Raw genomic sequence first — 15,739 nt, 5'->3', positions numbered from 1 at the left:
GTTTCCACCCAGGATTACATTCAATCCACTTCGCGCAGGCGGTATCCGACACCGGTTTCGGTGGTGATGTAGCGCGGCTGGTCGGGCGTCTTCTCGATCTTCTGCCTGAGCTGCCGCACATAGACCCTGAGATACTGCACGTCGGTCGAATCGCCCCAGACCTGCCTCAAAAGAAACTGGTGGGTGAGAACCTTGCCGGCGTGCTGCACGAGGATGCGCAGGATGTCGTACTCCTTCGGCGAGAGCTTTATCTCCCCGCCCTCGATCGTGACGATGCGCTTCACCAGATCGACCGTGAGATCGCCGGTGTGGAAGACCGGCTTCTCACCCTGCTGCTGGAACTTGTGGCGGAGCGCCACGCGGATGCGCGCGACAAGCTCGTTCATGCCGAACGGCTTGATGACATAGTCGTCGGCGCCGTGCTCAAGCGCCGAGACGATGCCGGCCTCGTCGGTCCGGCTGGAAAGGATGACGACGGGAACATCCAGGCCGTCGTCCCGCCATTTGCGCAGCAGATCGTGGCCGCCCATGCCGGGCAGGCCGAGATCCAGCAGGATCAGGTCCGGCCTTTCCGTCTCCATGAGTTCGATCGCCGCCTTGGCGTTCGGCGCCTCGCTGATTGCATAGCCCTGGCTGCCAAGGCCGACGCGGAGCAGCTTGCGGATCGGCGGTTCGTCATCGACGACCAATATCCTGACGTCCAGGTTCGTCATGGCAGGTCATCCAAGTCGGGGTCGTTCACATGTTGGTCTGCCGGCACCGGCATCCTGATGGTGAAAACCGCACCCGAGCGGTCAGTCCTGTTGGCCGCCGAAATCGTGCCGCCCATCGCCTCGATGAAGCCGCGGCAGATCGAGAGCCCGAGCCCGGTGCCGGCACGAACCTGATCGCCCTTGCGCACCCGGTGGAATGTGTCGAAAATGCGCTCCAGGTCCGCTGGCGGAATGCCTGGCCCCTCGTCCATAACCTGCACGATGACGGAACCATTGTCGGCCCAGCCCTGCAGGCGGATCGTCGAAGCTGGCGGCGCGTATTTAGCGGCATTGTCGAGGAGGTTGAACAGCGCCTGCTCGAACAGGACGGGATCGACCCTCAACATCGGCAGATCCGTGGGAATGTCCATTTCAGTCTTGTGTTCGCCGATGATTTTCCTGGCTCGATGCAAGGCGGTGCCGACAATATCGCCGACATAGTGGAATGCGTAATTCGGCTCCATCGCACCGGATTCGATCTTGGTCATGTCGAGCAAATTGGCGATGAAGCGGTTCAGCCGTTCCGATTCGTCGAGCACGGTCGACAGCAGGTCCGCCCGGTCCGCTTCGGGAAGCGCCGGCGCAAATTCCCGCAAGGTACCGGCGGCGCCCATGATCGCGGCCAGCGGCGTTTTCAGATCATGGGAAATCGAGGTCAGCAGCGCCGAGCGCAGGCGGTCCGCCTCCGCCTCGAGCTTGGCCCGGTCGACGTCGGCAACAAGCTGGATGCGTTCGATGGCGACTGCCGCCTGATCGGCGAGGGCGTCGAGGAGGCGCTTCTGTTCGGGAGTCAGCAGCGGGCCTTGCTTGTCGTTGTCGAGGCCGACGACGCCGACAGCGGTGCGCCCGGTCCGCAGCGGAAGATATAGGCGTTTTGCCCCGGGAAGCGTATCGGCGCCACGGCCCGCAGCGCGATCGTGCTCCCAGGCCCAAAGGGCGGCTGCGATGTCTGCCTCGGCCAGCGTGTCGTCAGGCGGATAGCCGGCCTTGACGGTGATCGAACCATTCTCCGGCAAAAGCAGCACCACGCGCAGCTTCAGCATCGAGGCAATCTGGAAGGCTGTGGCCCACAGTACGTCGTCCAGCGTGCCGGCGCCGGCGAGCTTCTTTGAGAAGAGATAGATATCTTCCGTGGCACGTGCCCGTGAGCGGGCGGCGACCGCCTGCCGCTGCACACGCGCCGTCAGATTGCTGGCAATGACCGCAACAACCAGGAAGACAGCCAGCGCTACGATGCTCTCCGGATCCTGGATCGTCAGCGTGTAGCGTGGTTCCAGGAAGAAAAAGTTGAAGGCAATGGCGCTGATGAGGCAGGCATACAAAGCCGGCCAGAGACCGCCGGTCACCGCCGACGTCAGGACCCCGATGAGAAAGATGATCGCCAGATTGCGGACGTCGAGAAACTGGTGGAGAAGGAGGGCGAAGGCGAGCGAGCCAACAACATAGGCCGTGGCCTTGAGATAGGGCCAGATCTCGAATTGCCACTGCTCGTCCGCCGCCTTGACGGCCCTCGACGTCGCCTCGGCGTTGCGTTCGCTTCCCGAAATGACATGGACGCTGATGTCGCCGGCATTGCGGATGAGATCATAAGTGAGCGAGCCTTCGATCAATTCCCGCCAGCGCGATCGGGTCGGCCTGCCGATCACGATATGGGTGAAGTTGTTCGCGGTCGCATGGCGAACGATGTCCTGCGCGACGTTCTGACCTGGAATGGTCGTTACCTCGGCGCCGAGCTGCTCGGCTAGGCGCAGCAGCGTCGCCAGCCGATCCTTGTCCTCCTCCGACATCGCGGCTGAACGAGGTGTATCGACATGAAGCGCCGTCCAGGGGGCGCGGAGCCGGTCGGCCAACCTCCGCGCATAGCGGACACGGGCCGCCCCGCCCGGACGCGCGTCGACGCAGACGAGGACCCTTTCCCCCGCCGCCCAGGGTCCGGGTATGGCGTGGGCCTGCATGTGGATCAGCAACTGCTCGTCGACGCGCTGGGCGGTGCGGCGGAGCGCCAGTTCCCTTAGCGCCGTCAAATTGCCCGGCGAGAAATAGTTCTCGATGGCGCGCTGGGCGGTGCTGGGGATATAAACCTTGCCCTCCTCGAGCCGCTTGATCAGGTCGTCGGGAGTGAGATCGATGATCTCGATGTCGTCGGCTTGGTCGATGACGGAGTCTGGAACCGTCTCGCGCACTCTGACGCGCGTGATCTGCGCCACGACATCGTTCAGGCTTTCGACATGCTGGATGTTGAGCGTCGTGTAGACGTCGATACCGTGCGTCAGGATTTCCTGAACGTCGAGATAGCGCTTGGGGTGGCGGCTGCCCGGAGCGTTGGTATGGGCGAGCTCGTCGACGAGGACCAGCGCCGGGCGCCGGGCGAGGATGGCGTCAATATCCATCTCATCCAGCATGCGCCCCTTATACTCAACCCTGCGGCGCGGGATGACCTCATAGCCGTCGACCAGCACCTGGGTTTCCTGGCGGCCGTGCGTTTCGACGACGCCGATCACCACGTCCATCCCGTCGGCCAATCTTGCACGGCCCGACATCAGCATTTCATAGGTCTTGCCGACACCGGGCGCTGCGCCCAGGAATATTCGCAGGCGACCGCGCGCCTCCCGCTCCGCACGATCAAGCAGCGCGTCGGGTGAGGGCCTGGTTTCAGTGTTGCGACTGTCGTCCGGCATCAGGTCCGATCATGATCGGCGCCGGGGATCGTGTCGATCCCCGGCGCTTACCATTCATTGCTTCGTGGCATCGTCCAGTGCAAGGTTGAGGGCTAGCACGTTGACAATGGGTTCGCCCATGAAGCCGAGTTCGCGGTCCTCGATGTGGCTGTCGACAAGCGACTTGATGCTGGCTTCATCAACGCTCCTGGCATTGGCCACCCGGGCGACCTGGAAATAGGCGGCTTCGGGGCTGATATGCGGATCGAGGCCGCTGCCTGAGGTCGTGACCAGATCCATCGGCACCGGTTGGCTTGGATTTTCCGCCTTCAGCTTTTCGGCATCGCCCTTGATGCGATCGATCAGCTTGGCGTTGGTCGGCCCTAGATTGGAGCCGCTCGATGCGGCGGCGTTGGAGCCGTCGCCGGCAGCCGATGGGCGGCCATGGAAATAGCGGTCGCTGGCGAAGGCCTGACCGATCAGTTCGGAGCCGATGACCTTGCCATCCTTCTCAATCAGACTGCCATTGGCCTGGCGCGGGAACACAGCTTGAGCAATGCCGGTCATGCCGATCGGATAGATCAGGCCGGTGAGGATGGTGAAGAAAACGATCATTACGATCGCGGGTCTGATTTGCTTGAGCATGGAGGTAATTCCTTATGCGAGACCGAGGGCGGTGATGGCCAGGTCGATCGCCTTGATGCCGACGAACGGGACAATGATGCCACCGAGGCCGTAGACAAGGAGGTTGCGGCTGAGCAGCGCGCCCGCGCCGATCGCGCGATATTTGACGCCTCTCAGCGACAGCGGGATCAACGCGATGATGATCAGCGCGTTGAAGATGATGGCCGAGAGAATGGCGCTCTGCGGCGTTGCCAGATGCATGATGTTGAGCGCCTGCAGCGGGCCGGCGGTTTGCCCGGGCGCGATGTAGAAGACGGCGAATATGGCCGGGATGATAGCGAAATACTTGGCCACGTCGTTGGCGATCGAGAAGGTTGTCAGCGAACCGCGCGTCATCAGCAGCGCCTTGCCGATTTCGACGATCTCGATCAGCTTGGTCGGATCGCTGTCGAGGTCGACCATGTTGCCGGCTTCGCGCGCGGCGACCGTGCCGGTGTTCATGGCGACGCCGACATCGGCCTGCGCAAGGGCCGGCGCATCATTGGTGCCGTCGCCGCACATGGCGACCAGCTTGCCCTTGGCCTGTTCGTCGCGGATCAGCTTCAGCTTGTCCTCGGGCGTCGCCTGGGCCAGGAAGTCGTCGACGCCGGCTTCCGCCGCGATCGCCGCCGCCGTCATCGGGTTGTCGCCGGTGATCATTACGGTGCGGATCCCCATCTTGCGCAGTTCGGCGAAGCGTTCCCTGATGCCGCCTTTGACGATGTCCTTGAGATGGACGATGCCGAGAAGACGTCCGTCGCGCTCGACCGCCAGCGGCGTGCCGCCGGATTTGGCGATGTCGTCGGCGATCGCCTGAAGGTCGCGGACGGTGTCGCTGCTGGGGCGCGTACCATGCGTGGCGACGGTCGACCGACTGACGTGGGCGAGCACCGAATCGACCGCGCCCTTGCGAACCGACGAGCCATCGATGTCGACGCCGCTCATGCGGGTTTGCGCGGTGAAGGGCACGAAAGCGGCATGCAGTGTTGCCATGTCCCGGGCACGGAGGGCGTATTTCTCCTTCGCCAGCACGACGATCGAGCGGCCTTCCGGCGTCTCGTCGGCAAGCGAGGCAAGCTGCGCCGCGTCGGCCAGCTCCTGCTCGGTGACGCCCTTGACCGGGCGGAATGCCGTCGCCTGGCGGTTGCCGAGCGTGATCGTTCCGGTCTTGTCGAGCAGCAGCGTGTCGACGTCGCCCGCCGCCTCGACGGCGCGGCCCGACATGGCCAGCACGTTAAACCGCACCAGGCGATCCATGCCGGCAATGCCGATGGCCGACAGCAGGGCGCCGATCGTCGTCGGGATCAGGGTTACGAACAGGGCGACCAGCACGGTGACCGAGATATAGCCGCCCGAATAGGAGGCGAAGCTCGGGATCGTCGCGGTGGCCAGCACGAAGATCAGCGTCATGCCAACGAGCAGGATGTTGAGCGCGATCTCGTTGGGTGTCTTCTGGCGCTCGGCGCCTTCGACCAGCGAGATCATGCGGTCGAGGAACGTATGGCCGGAGGCCGCGGTGATGCGCACGCGGATCCAGTCGGACAGAACCTGCGTGCCCCCGGTTACCGCAGAACGGTCGCCGCCGGATTCACGAATGACCGGCGCGGATTCGCCGGTGATCGCCGCCTCGTTGACCGAAGCGACGCCTTCGATCACCTCGCCGTCCGACGGAATGATGTCGCCGGCCTCGACGAGGACGGCGTCGCCGACCTTCAGGCTGGTGCCGGGCACCAGCTTGAATTTGGTGCGGTCGTCGCCGGTCAACAGCTTGGCCTGGGTCTCGGTGCGCGCCTTGCGCAGCGAATCGGCCTGCGCCTTGCCTCGGCCTTCGGCGACCGCTTCAGCGAAGTTGGCGAACAGCACGGTGAACCACAGCCAGATGATGATCTGCAGGGAGAAGCCAAGATTGCCGCCGCCGGTGACAAGATCCTTGACAAACAGGACTGACGTGAGCGCCGAGACGACAGCGACGACGAACATCACCGGATTTCGCATCAAGGTGCGCGGGTTCAGTTTCCTGAAGGCGCCGCCGATGGCAGGCAGCAGGATGCGGGCATCCATGATAACAGCGGATTTGGACTGGCTCATTTAGTGGCTCCAGTGTCGATGTTGTTGGATGGCGCCGATCGATCGGATGCCGAAAGTAGATGCGGAAGCGCGGAGGCCAGCAACCAGATCACGATCATGACTGCCGCGATGCCAAGGAAGGTGGACATGGTCGGGAAAGGAGGAGGGGTTGCCCGCTTCTGATCGGCTCGATGTCGAATCTTGCGGCGTATGGTTTCGAACCAGGCCATGACATTGATCCAAAGTGGGGCGGTTTCAGAATGTCTGCCCGTGGACGCCAGCCAGGTGCTCGACGATCGGTCCGACCGCCAGCGCCGGGAAGAAGGTGAGGCCGCCGACGATCAGAATGACGCCGACCAGCAGCCCGACGAACAGCGGCCCGTCGGTCGGGAAGGTGCCGGCGGAGGCGGGCACTGTCTTCTTGGCGACCAGCGAACCGGCGATCGCCAGAGCCGGGATGATGACCAGGAAGCGGCCCATGAGCATGCCGATTCCGAGCGTGACATTGTACCAGGGCGTGTTGCCGGTCAGGCCGCCAAAGGCCGAGCCGTTGTTGGCGGCAGCCGAGGTGTAGGCATAGAGAACCTCGGAGAAGCCGTGCGGGCCGTCATTGGCCATCGAAGCGACGCCTGTCGGCAGCACCACCGCGATGGCGGTGAAGATCAACATCGCCAGCGGCAGGCAGAGAATGGCCAGCATTGCCATCTTGATCTCCTTGGCCTCGATCTTCTTGCCGAGATATTCGGGCGTGCGTCCGACCATCAGTCCGGCGACGAACACGGCGATCACGATGTACATCAGGATGCCGTAGAGGCCGGCGCCGACACCGCCGACAATGACCTCGCCGAGCTGCATGTTGATGATCGGGATCATGCCGCCAAGCGCGGTGAAGCTGTCATGCATCGCGTTGACGGCGCCGCAGGACGCGGCCGTGGTGATGACCGCAAACAGGGCCGACAAAGCGATGCCGAAGCGCGTTTCCTTGCCTTCCATGTTACCGCCGTCGATGCCCAGCGCATGAACCAGCGGATTGCCTGACGCCTCCGCCCAGTAGCAGACGGCGACGCCAGCGATGAACAGGAGGCCCATCGCGGTCAAGATCGCCCAACCCTGGCGCTGGTTGCCGTTCATGCGGCCGAAGACGTTGGTCAGCGCCGCACCGATGGCGAAGATCGAAACCATCTGGATGAGGTTCGAGATCGCGTCGGGATTTTCGAAAGGATGCGCGGCATTGGCGTTGAAGAAGCCGCCGCCATTGGTGCCGAGCATTTTGATGGCGATCTGGGAGGCGGCTGGCCCGACCGCGATCGTCTGCCGCGCGCCCTCCAATGTTGTAGCGTCGAGATAGGCGCTGAGCGTCTGCGGTATGCCGAGATAGACATAGACCAGCGTCAGCACGATGCAGAGCGGCAACAGCAGGTAAAGGGTGCACCGGGTCATATCGACCCAGAAATTGCCGATCGATTTGCCGGAAGCCTTGGTGAAGCCGCGGATCAGCGCGATTGCGATGGCGATGCCGGTCGCCGCGGACAGGAAGTTCTGCACGGTGAGGCCGGCCATCTGCACGAGATAGGACATCATGCTTTCGCCGCCGTAGTTCTGCCAGTTGGTGTTGGTCATGAAACTGGCGGCGGTGTTGAAGGCGAGCCCGGGTTCGACGGCGGTCATACCGGCGGGGTTGTAAGGGAGGCTGCCTTGCAGCCGCTGCAGGACGTAGAGCACCAGGAAACCGGCCAGGTTGAAGAACAGCAGGGCCGCCGCATAGGTGGTCCAGTGCTGCTCCTCACGCTCGCTGGTTCCCGAGATGCGATAAAGGCGTCGCTCGACAGGACCCAAAATCGGCGACAGGAATGTGCGGTCGCCGCTGAAAACGCGATACATGTAGCCGCCGAGCGGCTTCACGAGCAAAAAAACGATCCCGCAATAGACGAGGATCTGTATCCATCCGTTGAAAGTCATAGGTGTAGCTTTCCGTGCCTTCGCACAGTTGCCGTTAGAAACGTTCTGGGCGAACGAGGGCGTATGTCAGGTAGGCGAGAAGGAACAAGATCACAGCGCCACCGAGGATATAGTCGACAAGCATGTTGCGATTCTTCCGCCTAAAGACTGTCGCAGGCTCTGATGAAGGCGAAGAACAGGGTAAAAAACAAAAACCCTATTCCGAGAACGATGATGTCCATCGCGCGTGTTCCTTATTTTTCGCTTTATTCTCGCTTCACCTGCAGACGGCAGGTCCGAAATCATACGGAGCACCCCGCCACAACGGCAGAGTGACCGAGATGTATGTTTCAGGTGGAATATGGCTCGAAACACCATAAAGGTTCGAGACGTGGCGAAGAGGAAAGAAATAAAAATTCTATAGGGATTTTCCCGCCGGGATCTCGGCGCACGGCGTTTAAAGACAAGTCGTGCGCCGGCGCGAAGCTGCCGAAATCAGCGATCGCGCGTATAGATCACGGCATAGTCGTCGGCATACGCGCGCTTCCAGCCCAGTTCATCGAAGAATGGAATGCGGCTGTCGTCCGGCGTCAGCAAGGCCCAGTCTATCGCATGCTTCTTTAGCTGGGCTTCGAGGACAGGCTTTCCACCGCTGCGTCCTGTCTCGGCATCTGTCTTCATAAAGCCGTTGAGAAAGAGCTGATCTGTCCGGCCGTCGATGAATGTTTTGATTCCATGGAAGATCAAGCTGCCGCCGAAGTTGTAGGAATTCAGGACATTGCCTGACAAATGATTATTTTCGACAAATGCGAGCGCATCCTTGGCCGAAGTCTTCTGGCTCGGCTCGACCTGATAGGCGCTCGTGAGCATTGCGGTTGCCCCCACCAGCAAAACGCCTGCCACGCCGCAGATCCGGTAAAATCGCTCTGCAAAAAACCGTTCCAGCCCGTCGCGTCTGTCGGACACCCATTTCGCCAGGGAAAGCGCGGGATATTGCTCGGCAATCTCGGCCGCAAGCACGATCGGGACCAGCAGAAAGAACAGGTACATGAAGCGCAGATGGGTGAGATAGATATGCAAGGCAAAGACGATGAACAGCGCCTTTGCCCAGCCGACGCGAAGTCTCGACACAAGCAGCGCGAAAAAGAACAGTAGGATACCCACTTCCTGGAACGGTTGATCCGAGGCGTCGAACGGTTTCCACTCGATAATCAAGGGAACCGCCTCATTGCCATAGGCTACTGTGAAAGTGGCAAGGATGGCCTTGATGCCGTAGGGATTGATCAAGCTGACCACCGGGCAGAGCAGTCCGAAGGCAACCCATTTGCGAAGGAGTACGGGGTTGGACAGGCGGGTTCGCACAAGAAGATCGAGGCCGGCGAAAGCCGCGATGACGAAGCCAAGGGTAAAGGTCGCGTGGAGGTTGGCCCACAAGACAAGCAGGGCAAGCAGCCACAGAGGCGGTCCCTGCTCATTGCGCGCTGCGCGGAAAAGCATTGCGGTCCAGATCACGATGATGGGCAGGGTAAAGATGTGCGGACGCGCGGTGTAGATCGGGGAGATCAAGGCCGCCGCGAACAAGGCCAGTCCCACTGCCGCCATCGGTCTCAACCAGGTGCTGAGACACCATGAGAGCAGCGCGCCCGTCAGGGCGATGGTTGAGATGATCAGCAGCGCCACGCCGTTCCAGCCGCCTGTCGTGTAGGCGAGCGCGAGGAGAACCTGTCCAAGCCATTCCTTGGCGATCCACGGCTGGCCGGCGAAAGTATGAGAATAGCTGTCGACGAGCGGGAACGTACGATTTGCCAGCAGATCGAGCCCCACCTTGACCTGCCACCAACAGTCGGGGTCCTGCAGGATGGCTTGGGCGTGGGCGGAAAGCGCGAATGCCACGAGAGGTGCGACGAGCAGGCAGAACATCGCCCTGGCCCGCTGCGCGTCGTCGACCGACGACGCGGTCGCAACGGTCGCCTGAATCCCGTTCATATCATAGCTCCAAGCCGCTCTGCGGCAGATCGATTGGCGGTTTCAGCTTGTCGCTCATCCGAGGGCAGGGCGTCCGCTCAAACGGCAGGCTTGACCGCATGCACGAAATATTGGGCTCCCATAGGCATCCTGGTCAGGAAGCGCTCCAAGGGTCGCAATTTTGCGAGCACGCGTGGGAAAAAGATCCGGTAGACGACATCGGATTTGGAGAAGCCGGCCGCAGCCATTCGCTTGCGCAAATCGCGGCTGTTGATCAGAATTGCGTTCTCGTCGAAAGCACAGTTTCGCACCGCGTGCGTCGTCAGCGGATTCCAGGGATTGTGCTCGAATAAAAAGAAGCTGCCACCACCGGTCAGCACTCTCTCGATCTCCTTGATCAGGCCGACATGGAGGTCTTCAGGGATGTGATGGAACACGCATGCGGCGAAGGCGAGATCGAAACTTGCGTCGTTATAAGGGATCGTTTCGCCGTCGAAGTGCCTGAAATCGGCTTGGCCGGGAAAGCGCTTGCGGGCGATGTCGAGCGACTGGGAGGAGGGATCGAGCAAGGTGATTTCGCTGTCGGGAAATGCGGCGCGCATGGGCCCCAGCGAATTGCCGACGCCCGCGCCGAAGTCGAGTATCCGCCGCGGCTTCACGTTGGAGTGAGCCAGCCTTGCGGCGACGTCGTCGATCTTGTACTGCGCGAAGAAATCCGGGGTTTCGCCGCTCAGCCGGATACTTGCGGCATGCTGCTGCTGATATTCCAGCGCGAACTGATCAAACTCGGCCTGAAGCACGCGCGGCTCCCTTCGCCAGTTCATGGGCCATTTCCTGAAGACGATGGACGGGCAGTTTCCCGGCGGCAGGATCATGGGCAGCAATCTCGTTTATGAGGTAAAGCGGCCGCCGCTTGGTCTCCATATACATGCGCCCGAGATATTCCCCGAAAATCCCAAGGACCAGAAGCTGAACGCTGCCGAGGATCAGGACGATTGCCGCCAGGCTGGTCCAGCCGGGCAACACGCTGCCGGCAAACCATGAGAAGAGCGTGTAGCCGAGCGCAGCAAGCCCGAGAAAGCCGAAGATCAAGCCGAGATGCGAGGCGAACCGCAAGGGCACGATGGAGAAGCTCGTCATCGCATCCATTGCCAGAAGCACCATCTTCTTCAACGGGTAATGCGTGGTGCCTGCGAAACGCTGGTGCCGCTCATAGGCAAATGCCACCTGCTTCAGGCCGATCCAGCTCACCATGCCGCGAATGAAGCGGTAACGCTCGGGCATCGCATTGAGATGATCAAGCGCGCGGCGGCTCATAAGTCGAAAATCCCCGGAATCGAGCGCCATGTCGACGTCCACCATCTTGCGCAGCAGACGGTAGAACAATGCGGCGGTTGCGCGCTTGAACCAGCCTTCGCCCTGGCGCTTCACCCGCTGGCCATAGACGACGTCGAACCCCTCATCCATCTTTGCCATCATGGCCTTGAGCAATTCCGGCGGGTCCTGGAGGTCGGCATCGAGAATGAGAATGCGCTGGCCGCGGCAGAACTCCAGGCCCGCGCTGAGCGCAATCTGGTGGCCGTAATTTCGGGCGAGGTCTATGCCGACGACGTGGCTGTCCTGTTCGGCGAGTTCGAATATGGCCTCGCGGGTGCCGTCGGTGGCTCCGTCGATGACCAGCACGATCTCGTAGGAATGCCCCGCTTGTTCATGGCAAACGGCTGTGACGCGCCGGTAAAGTTCGGCGACCCCACCGATTTCATTATAGCACGGCACGACAACCGACAGCGCGACGGCGCGTCGCGCCGCGATTTTCTCTGTTTGCGCCAAAAGCCCAGCTCCCATGGTTAGAACGGGAATAGGCCGAATTTGTTAGAAAATTGATAAGCCGCTTGGCATTGCCGGCCGTCACGCCAGCGTAGGACCCTGGTGCGGGCATGGCAACGCTCCGCCAAATCGGCGGCTCAGCCTTCGGCCTTGAAGTTCTTCGCTTCCTTCTCGACCTTGGCGCTGTCCTTGCCGTGCTTGCGCATCAAATCCTTGGCTTGGTTGGGCGAAACGTCGGTCGTCTCGGCCAAGCGCAGGGCTTCCTCGTCGTCCGGTTCGCGTTTCTTCCGATCGGCCATTGCGTTTCGTTTTTCAGCCATCACAACGCCTTTATGCTCTTGGCGATTTCGTTCAGCACCTTGCGATCGGTGCCGTGGCGCTTAATCAGCGTGCGCGCCTGGTCGGGAGTGATGCCGGCTTCCTCGGCGAAATGCCTCACCTCATAGTCTTCGTCACCGGCTACTTGCGAGCGATCGCGATCGTCGGTCTTGGTCTTGTCGTCGGGCATGGCAGTTCTCCTCGTTGACCTAGAGCATAACGATGGAGATTTCGTGAGGTTCCTTAAAGCGCGTCGCGTGTGAACGCATTCATGCGACGCGCTTTAAGGCGTTGTTTCTGTGCATGTCGTTCTCGCAAAACCGCTGCACACGTTTGCGCGACATGCACTAGTGCCGGCCTTCGCGCACAAACACATGGGCTTCCTTGGCGGCGGCCGTGAACGCCCGCCGCGCACTGCCAACCGCCCGCCGCTGCTCCATTGCATCCATCATGGCTTTCAAGGCCGCGCGATATTTCGGCCCGCGCTTTTCGTCTGGCCATTTGTCGACCAGAAGCGAGGCCGCCTGGACCGTCCTCGTCACAGAGAGGGGGCGGCCGATCCGTCCGCTCTCGATCGTCACCGGAACGTCGAATTGTTCATCACGCATCACCGCCACTCCTTGACTCGAAGGACTGCAACGGCGCAGCGGGGTTATACGTTCCGATGACGAATGGCGTGATCCATCCCGATCACAATTTATGGTTACTGAAGGGCTTACGTCGCCAGTAGTTCAGACAGTGCACAAGCTGGGCGGCATGCACTAACGGGACCGATGGTCGAACACGACCCCCATGGTCCTACCAATTGCGGTCATCACGACGAGCTCGACCAGATGGTCGTCGCTGTCCTCAAAAGCCGGGGCTGCCCGGCGGATGGCGTCTAATGCGGCTCTGGTCGATATAGTGTCGCCGGCGCGAAATCTTGAAAGCGCAGATGAAACAAGTTCCTGGGCCGTCACGTCAACGACAGGCACTCTCGAAACGATGTTCATTGGCCTCCTCCGCCATGAACCCTGCCCCGCGAGAATGATACGCCGAATGGCGGTTTCCGCCAGTGAAATAGTGGTCCGACCAGAGGCCAATCGGACCGGGGACAGCAAGCCGTGGAGAATGTGGTTCGGTAGGCAAGGTGAGCCCCTATTTTTTGGCTTCGCACCAAATGACATATGGTGCAGCGATAACGATTTTTTGTCGAGATTCGACGAACGTCACTACTTCTCCCGATACAAGATCATACCTGCGTGATGCAGCACGCCGTCAATGAACGTTCCGTCAGCGGTAAAGCCGGTGTCGTCCCAGTAGTCGATGTGATTTCCTCGGATCTCATAGCGCCCTTGGTACGCGCTCTCACGGTTTCCGCGCGCTTCGTCATAGCGACCGTTTGGAAGCAAGTCGTGGCGGATATGGCCATCGGCCGTGACCCACATCCCGACATAGGGATGGCTTCCCGAAGGTTGGGTAACCGTATTTTGCTCGACATTCATCTGGGCGAGACCTTTCTGTACGGGTAAAACGGCGGCGCCGGCAAGAAGCACGGCAGCGGCAAGGGTCGAAATCTGGTTCATGCGACAGTTCCTCAGGGTTGTTTGCCGGGAGCGGCGCGACGCTCCGTGAACAGCTCGGAGAGCGTTTGCGATGCTGCGATCGCGCGACGAGGTGTGAAAACGAAAACCCATTTCTGCCTCCCTACTTGCTGGCTGTCGGCCGGATGACGATCTCGTTCACGTCGACATCGTCCGGCTGTTCGATGGCAAAGCGCACGGTATGGGCGATCGCGTCGGGCTGCAGCGCAATGGCGCGATAGGTCTTCATCGCTTCCACCGCGACCGGATCGGTGATCGTGTCGGCGAGCTCGCTATCGACCACGCCGGGATGGATGCAGGTGATGCGGATGTTGTCGTGCTCTTGCCGCAAGCCATCGGAGATGGCGCGCACCGCGTATTTGGTCGCGCAATAGACCGCGGCTGTCGGCGACACCGAAAGCGCGCCGATGGAGGCGATGTTGACGACATGGCCGGAACCTCGGGCCGTCATCTCCGGCAGCACCGCGGCGATGCCGTAGAGCACGCCCTTGATGTTGACGTCGACCATCCGGTCCCATTCATCGACCTTCATCGAGGCCATCAGCGACAACGGCATGACGCCGGCATTATTGACGATCACGTCGACGCGTCCCCAGACCTGGCGCGCCGTCTCGGCAAAGGCGGCGACATCGGCGCGGTCGGTTACGTCCAGGCGGCGTGTCATTGCATCTCCGCCCTTTGCCCTGATCTCTTCTGCGAGTGCGTCCAGCCGATCGGTGCGGCGCGCACCGAGCATGACCTTTGCTCCGGCAGCGCCGAGCTCCCGGCCGATGGCGGCGCCAATGCCGCTCGAAGCCCCGGTAATGAGCACAACTTTGTTGAGGGACATGTTTCGTCTCCGTCTGGTTGATCCTGCCGCCATGCACGCGGTTGCCACGAAGATGGATTTGTTTCACTGTTGCGATAAGACGACCATTTGTTCACAGCGTGGAAAGCATAGCTAACCAATGCAGCCGGATCTCAATGCGCTTGCGGTGTTCGCCCTTGTGGCCGAAAAGCGGAGCTTTCGTGCGGCCGCGGACCGCATGGGCGTCACCCGCTCGGCTGTGAGTCAGACGATGAAGCGGCTGGAAGAGACGCTCGGTATCGCGCTTGTCCAGCGCACGACGCGAAGCGTCAGCCTGACCGAGGCTGGCGAACGCCTCCACGCCGGGATAGCGCCCGCCATTGCCGACATGCGCGCGGCAATGGAGACCACCGGGGATATGCGCGGGCGTGCGCGCGGGCAGTTGCGGCTCGCGGTCTCGTCGATCGCCGAGCGCTTTCTTTCAGGGCCGTTCCTGGCGACCTTTGCCGAAGCCAATCCCGAGGTTCAGATCGACATCACGGTGACGGACGAGGAGTTCGACATCGTCGCCGGGGGATACGATGCCGGCGTCAGGCTCGGCGAGGTGATCGAGCAGGACATGATCGCGGTGTCTGTCGCCGGTGACGAGCGGCAGCTGGCCGTCTGCGCGCCGGCCTATCGCGATCGGTTCGGGGCGCCTTCGCATCCGAGGGAGCTCGCCGGCCATCGCTGCATTGGCTGGCGCCGCGCGCCGAAGGTCGCGCCCTACCGTTGGGAATTTGCAGAAAGCGGCAAGGAGTTCAGCGTCGCCGTTGCGCCGGAGATCACGACCAACGACATGGCGTTGATGATAAAGCTCGCCATCGCCGGCGCCGGCATCACCTTCGGCATGGAGGAGAGCTTTCGCCCGTGGATCGATCGGGGCGAACTGGTGCCAGTTCTCGAGGAGTATTGCCCGCGCTTTCCCGGCTTCTACCTCTATTTTCCGAGCCGTCGCAACGTAGCGCCGAAGCTGCGCGCCCTTGTCGATCACCTGCGGCGTCTTGGCTAGCGTTTTTCGCGCGGGCGATCGCGCCATTGCAGTCCTTTTCAAATAGCGGGAGCGAACCGAATTTGCTTTCCGCTCCCGGCGATTCTGTCTCGCACTGGACGCGACATGCTGCACATCGCAAGCGACTTCCT

At 61.5% G+C, this 15,739-nt stretch carries 17 protein-coding genes; 1 reads left to right on the top strand and 16 read right to left on the bottom strand.

Annotated elements, in window-relative coordinates; translation table 11 throughout:
* Window positions 1-20: 20 nt before the first annotated feature.
* From EOA78_RS15845 to EOA78_RS15770, 16 genes are all read right to left on the bottom strand, one after another.
* A complete protein-coding gene (locus EOA78_RS15845) occupies window positions 21-713 on the bottom strand; it encodes a response regulator transcription factor (RefSeq protein WP_127315929.1) in 693 nt (230 codons plus the stop codon).
* Window positions 710-3,430 carry a sensor histidine kinase KdpD gene (locus EOA78_RS15840; RefSeq protein ID WP_127315928.1) on the bottom strand — a complete coding sequence of 907 codons (2,721 nt, stop codon included), beginning with the start codon at window positions 3,428-3,430 and terminating at the stop codon, window positions 710-712. Before EOA78_RS15840 ends, EOA78_RS15845 begins: the two co-directional genes overlap by 4 nt.
* Window positions 3,431-3,484: 54 nt before the next feature.
* Entirely contained in the window at window positions 3,485-4,054 is a 570-nt protein-coding gene (gene kdpC / locus EOA78_RS15835; RefSeq protein WP_127315927.1) for a potassium-transporting ATPase subunit KdpC, read from the bottom strand.
* 12 nt (window positions 4,055-4,066) lie between these two features.
* Window positions 4,067-6,160, bottom strand: a complete 2,094-nt coding sequence (kdpB, locus tag EOA78_RS15830; protein ID WP_127315926.1) for a potassium-transporting ATPase subunit KdpB — start codon at window positions 6,158-6,160, stop codon at window positions 4,067-4,069.
* Complete coding sequence (locus EOA78_RS15825) at window positions 6,157-6,369, bottom strand: hypothetical protein (RefSeq protein WP_127315925.1); 213 nt, start codon at window positions 6,367-6,369, stop codon at window positions 6,157-6,159. The genes kdpB and EOA78_RS15825 overlap by 4 nt, the downstream gene beginning before the upstream one ends.
* 25 nt (window positions 6,370-6,394) lie before the next feature.
* Window positions 6,395-8,098 (bottom strand): potassium-transporting ATPase subunit KdpA, encoded by a 1,704-nt coding sequence (kdpA, locus tag EOA78_RS15820; protein WP_127315924.1) that lies wholly within the window; start codon window positions 8,096-8,098, stop codon window positions 6,395-6,397.
* 34 nt (window positions 8,099-8,132) lie between these two features.
* Window positions 8,133-8,222, bottom strand: a complete 90-nt coding sequence (gene kdpF, locus EOA78_RS15815) for a K(+)-transporting ATPase subunit F (protein ID WP_127315923.1) — start codon at window positions 8,220-8,222, stop codon at window positions 8,133-8,135.
* Between the two features lie 350 nt (window positions 8,223-8,572).
* Window positions 8,573-9,757, bottom strand: coding sequence for a hypothetical protein (locus EOA78_RS15810; RefSeq protein ID WP_245477520.1), 1,185 nt, complete (start codon window positions 9,755-9,757; stop codon window positions 8,573-8,575).
* A gap of 383 nt (window positions 9,758-10,140) precedes the next feature.
* Window positions 10,141-10,866: a class I SAM-dependent methyltransferase gene (locus EOA78_RS15805; RefSeq protein WP_245477519.1), complete on the bottom strand. Its 726-nt coding sequence runs from the start codon at window positions 10,864-10,866 to the stop codon at window positions 10,141-10,143.
* A complete protein-coding gene (locus EOA78_RS15800) occupies window positions 10,823-11,872 on the bottom strand; it encodes a glycosyltransferase family 2 protein (protein WP_164783781.1) in 1,050 nt (349 codons plus the stop codon). The genes EOA78_RS15805 and EOA78_RS15800 overlap by 44 nt, the downstream gene beginning before the upstream one ends.
* A gap of 134 nt (window positions 11,873-12,006) precedes the next feature.
* Window positions 12,007-12,189 carry a hypothetical protein gene (locus EOA78_RS15795; RefSeq protein WP_127315920.1) on the bottom strand — a complete coding sequence of 61 codons (183 nt, stop codon included), beginning with the start codon at window positions 12,187-12,189 and terminating at the stop codon, window positions 12,007-12,009.
* The gene (locus tag EOA78_RS15790; protein WP_127315919.1) at window positions 12,189-12,377 is read right to left on the bottom strand and encodes a DUF3606 domain-containing protein; all 189 of its coding nucleotides are present in this window, start codon (window positions 12,375-12,377) and stop codon (window positions 12,189-12,191) included. Before EOA78_RS15790 ends, EOA78_RS15795 begins: the two co-directional genes overlap by 1 nt.
* Before the next feature lie 157 nt (window positions 12,378-12,534).
* Window positions 12,535-12,795 carry a DUF982 domain-containing protein gene (locus tag EOA78_RS15785; RefSeq protein WP_029348122.1) on the bottom strand — a complete coding sequence of 87 codons (261 nt, stop codon included), beginning with the start codon at window positions 12,793-12,795 and terminating at the stop codon, window positions 12,535-12,537.
* Window positions 12,796-12,948: 153 nt separating this feature from the next.
* Window positions 12,949-13,179 carry a hypothetical protein gene (locus EOA78_RS15780; protein ID WP_127315918.1) on the bottom strand — a complete coding sequence of 77 codons (231 nt, stop codon included), beginning with the start codon at window positions 13,177-13,179 and terminating at the stop codon, window positions 12,949-12,951.
* Between the two features lie 219 nt (window positions 13,180-13,398).
* Window positions 13,399-13,752, bottom strand: coding sequence for an Atu4866 domain-containing protein (locus EOA78_RS15775; protein ID WP_127315917.1), 354 nt, complete (start codon window positions 13,750-13,752; stop codon window positions 13,399-13,401).
* A gap of 121 nt (window positions 13,753-13,873) precedes the next feature.
* A complete protein-coding gene (locus tag EOA78_RS15770) occupies window positions 13,874-14,599 on the bottom strand; it encodes an SDR family oxidoreductase (RefSeq protein WP_127315916.1) in 726 nt (241 codons plus the stop codon).
* A gap of 118 nt (window positions 14,600-14,717) precedes the next feature.
* Here EOA78_RS15770 and EOA78_RS15765 point away from each other — a divergent pair, with 118 nt between their 5' ends.
* The gene (locus EOA78_RS15765; protein WP_127315915.1) at window positions 14,718-15,608 is read left to right on the top strand and encodes a LysR family transcriptional regulator; all 891 of its coding nucleotides are present in this window, start codon (window positions 14,718-14,720) and stop codon (window positions 15,606-15,608) included.
* Window positions 15,609-15,739 lie beyond the last annotated feature (131 nt).

This window comes from Mesorhizobium sp. M5C.F.Cr.IN.023.01.1.1, from assembly GCF_003997585.1.
Lineage (GTDB): Bacteria > Pseudomonadota > Alphaproteobacteria > Rhizobiales > Rhizobiaceae > Mesorhizobium > Mesorhizobium wenxiniae.
The sequence above is the reverse complement of the archived record's forward strand: the minus strand, read 5'-3'. Positions and strand labels throughout refer to the sequence as shown.

What these genes read in the sequence shown, in the direction of transcription:
- EOA78_RS15845 (WP_127315929.1), bottom strand. Translation starts at nt 713, where the DNA reads ATGACGAACCTGGACGTCAGGATATTGGTCGTCGATGACGAACCGCCG.
- EOA78_RS15840 (WP_127315928.1), bottom strand. Translation starts at nt 3,430, where the DNA reads ATGCCGGACGACAGTCGCAACACTGAAACCAGGCCCTCACCCGACGCG.
- kdpC (WP_127315927.1), bottom strand. Translation starts at nt 4,054, where the DNA reads ATGCTCAAGCAAATCAGACCCGCGATCGTAATGATCGTTTTCTTCACC.
- kdpB (WP_127315926.1), bottom strand. Translation starts at nt 6,160, where the DNA reads ATGAGCCAGTCCAAATCCGCTGTTATCATGGATGCCCGCATCCTGCTG.
- EOA78_RS15825 (WP_127315925.1), bottom strand. Translation starts at nt 6,369, where the DNA reads ATGGCCTGGTTCGAAACCATACGCCGCAAGATTCGACATCGAGCCGAT.
- kdpA (WP_127315924.1), bottom strand. Translation starts at nt 8,098, where the DNA reads ATGACTTTCAACGGATGGATACAGATCCTCGTCTATTGCGGGATCGTT.
- kdpF (WP_127315923.1), bottom strand. Translation starts at nt 8,222, where the DNA reads ATGCTTGTCGACTATATCCTCGGTGGCGCTGTGATCTTGTTCCTTCTC.
- EOA78_RS15805 (WP_245477519.1), bottom strand. Translation starts at nt 10,866, where the DNA reads ATGAACTGGCGAAGGGAGCCGCGCGTGCTTCAGGCCGAGTTTGATCAG.
- EOA78_RS15795 (WP_127315920.1), bottom strand. Translation starts at nt 12,189, where the DNA reads ATGGCTGAAAAACGAAACGCAATGGCCGATCGGAAGAAACGCGAACCG.
- EOA78_RS15790 (WP_127315919.1), bottom strand. Translation starts at nt 12,377, where the DNA reads ATGCCCGACGACAAGACCAAGACCGACGATCGCGATCGCTCGCAAGTA.
- EOA78_RS15785 (WP_029348122.1), bottom strand. Translation starts at nt 12,795, where the DNA reads ATGCGTGATGAACAATTCGACGTTCCGGTGACGATCGAGAGCGGACGG.
- EOA78_RS15780 (WP_127315918.1), bottom strand. Translation starts at nt 13,179, where the DNA reads ATGAACATCGTTTCGAGAGTGCCTGTCGTTGACGTGACGGCCCAGGAA.
- EOA78_RS15775 (WP_127315917.1), bottom strand. Translation starts at nt 13,752, where the DNA reads ATGAACCAGATTTCGACCCTTGCCGCTGCCGTGCTTCTTGCCGGCGCC.
- EOA78_RS15770 (WP_127315916.1), bottom strand. Translation starts at nt 14,599, where the DNA reads ATGTCCCTCAACAAAGTTGTGCTCATTACCGGGGCTTCGAGCGGCATT.
- EOA78_RS15765 (WP_127315915.1), top strand. Translation starts at nt 14,718, where the DNA reads ATGCAGCCGGATCTCAATGCGCTTGCGGTGTTCGCCCTTGTGGCCGAA.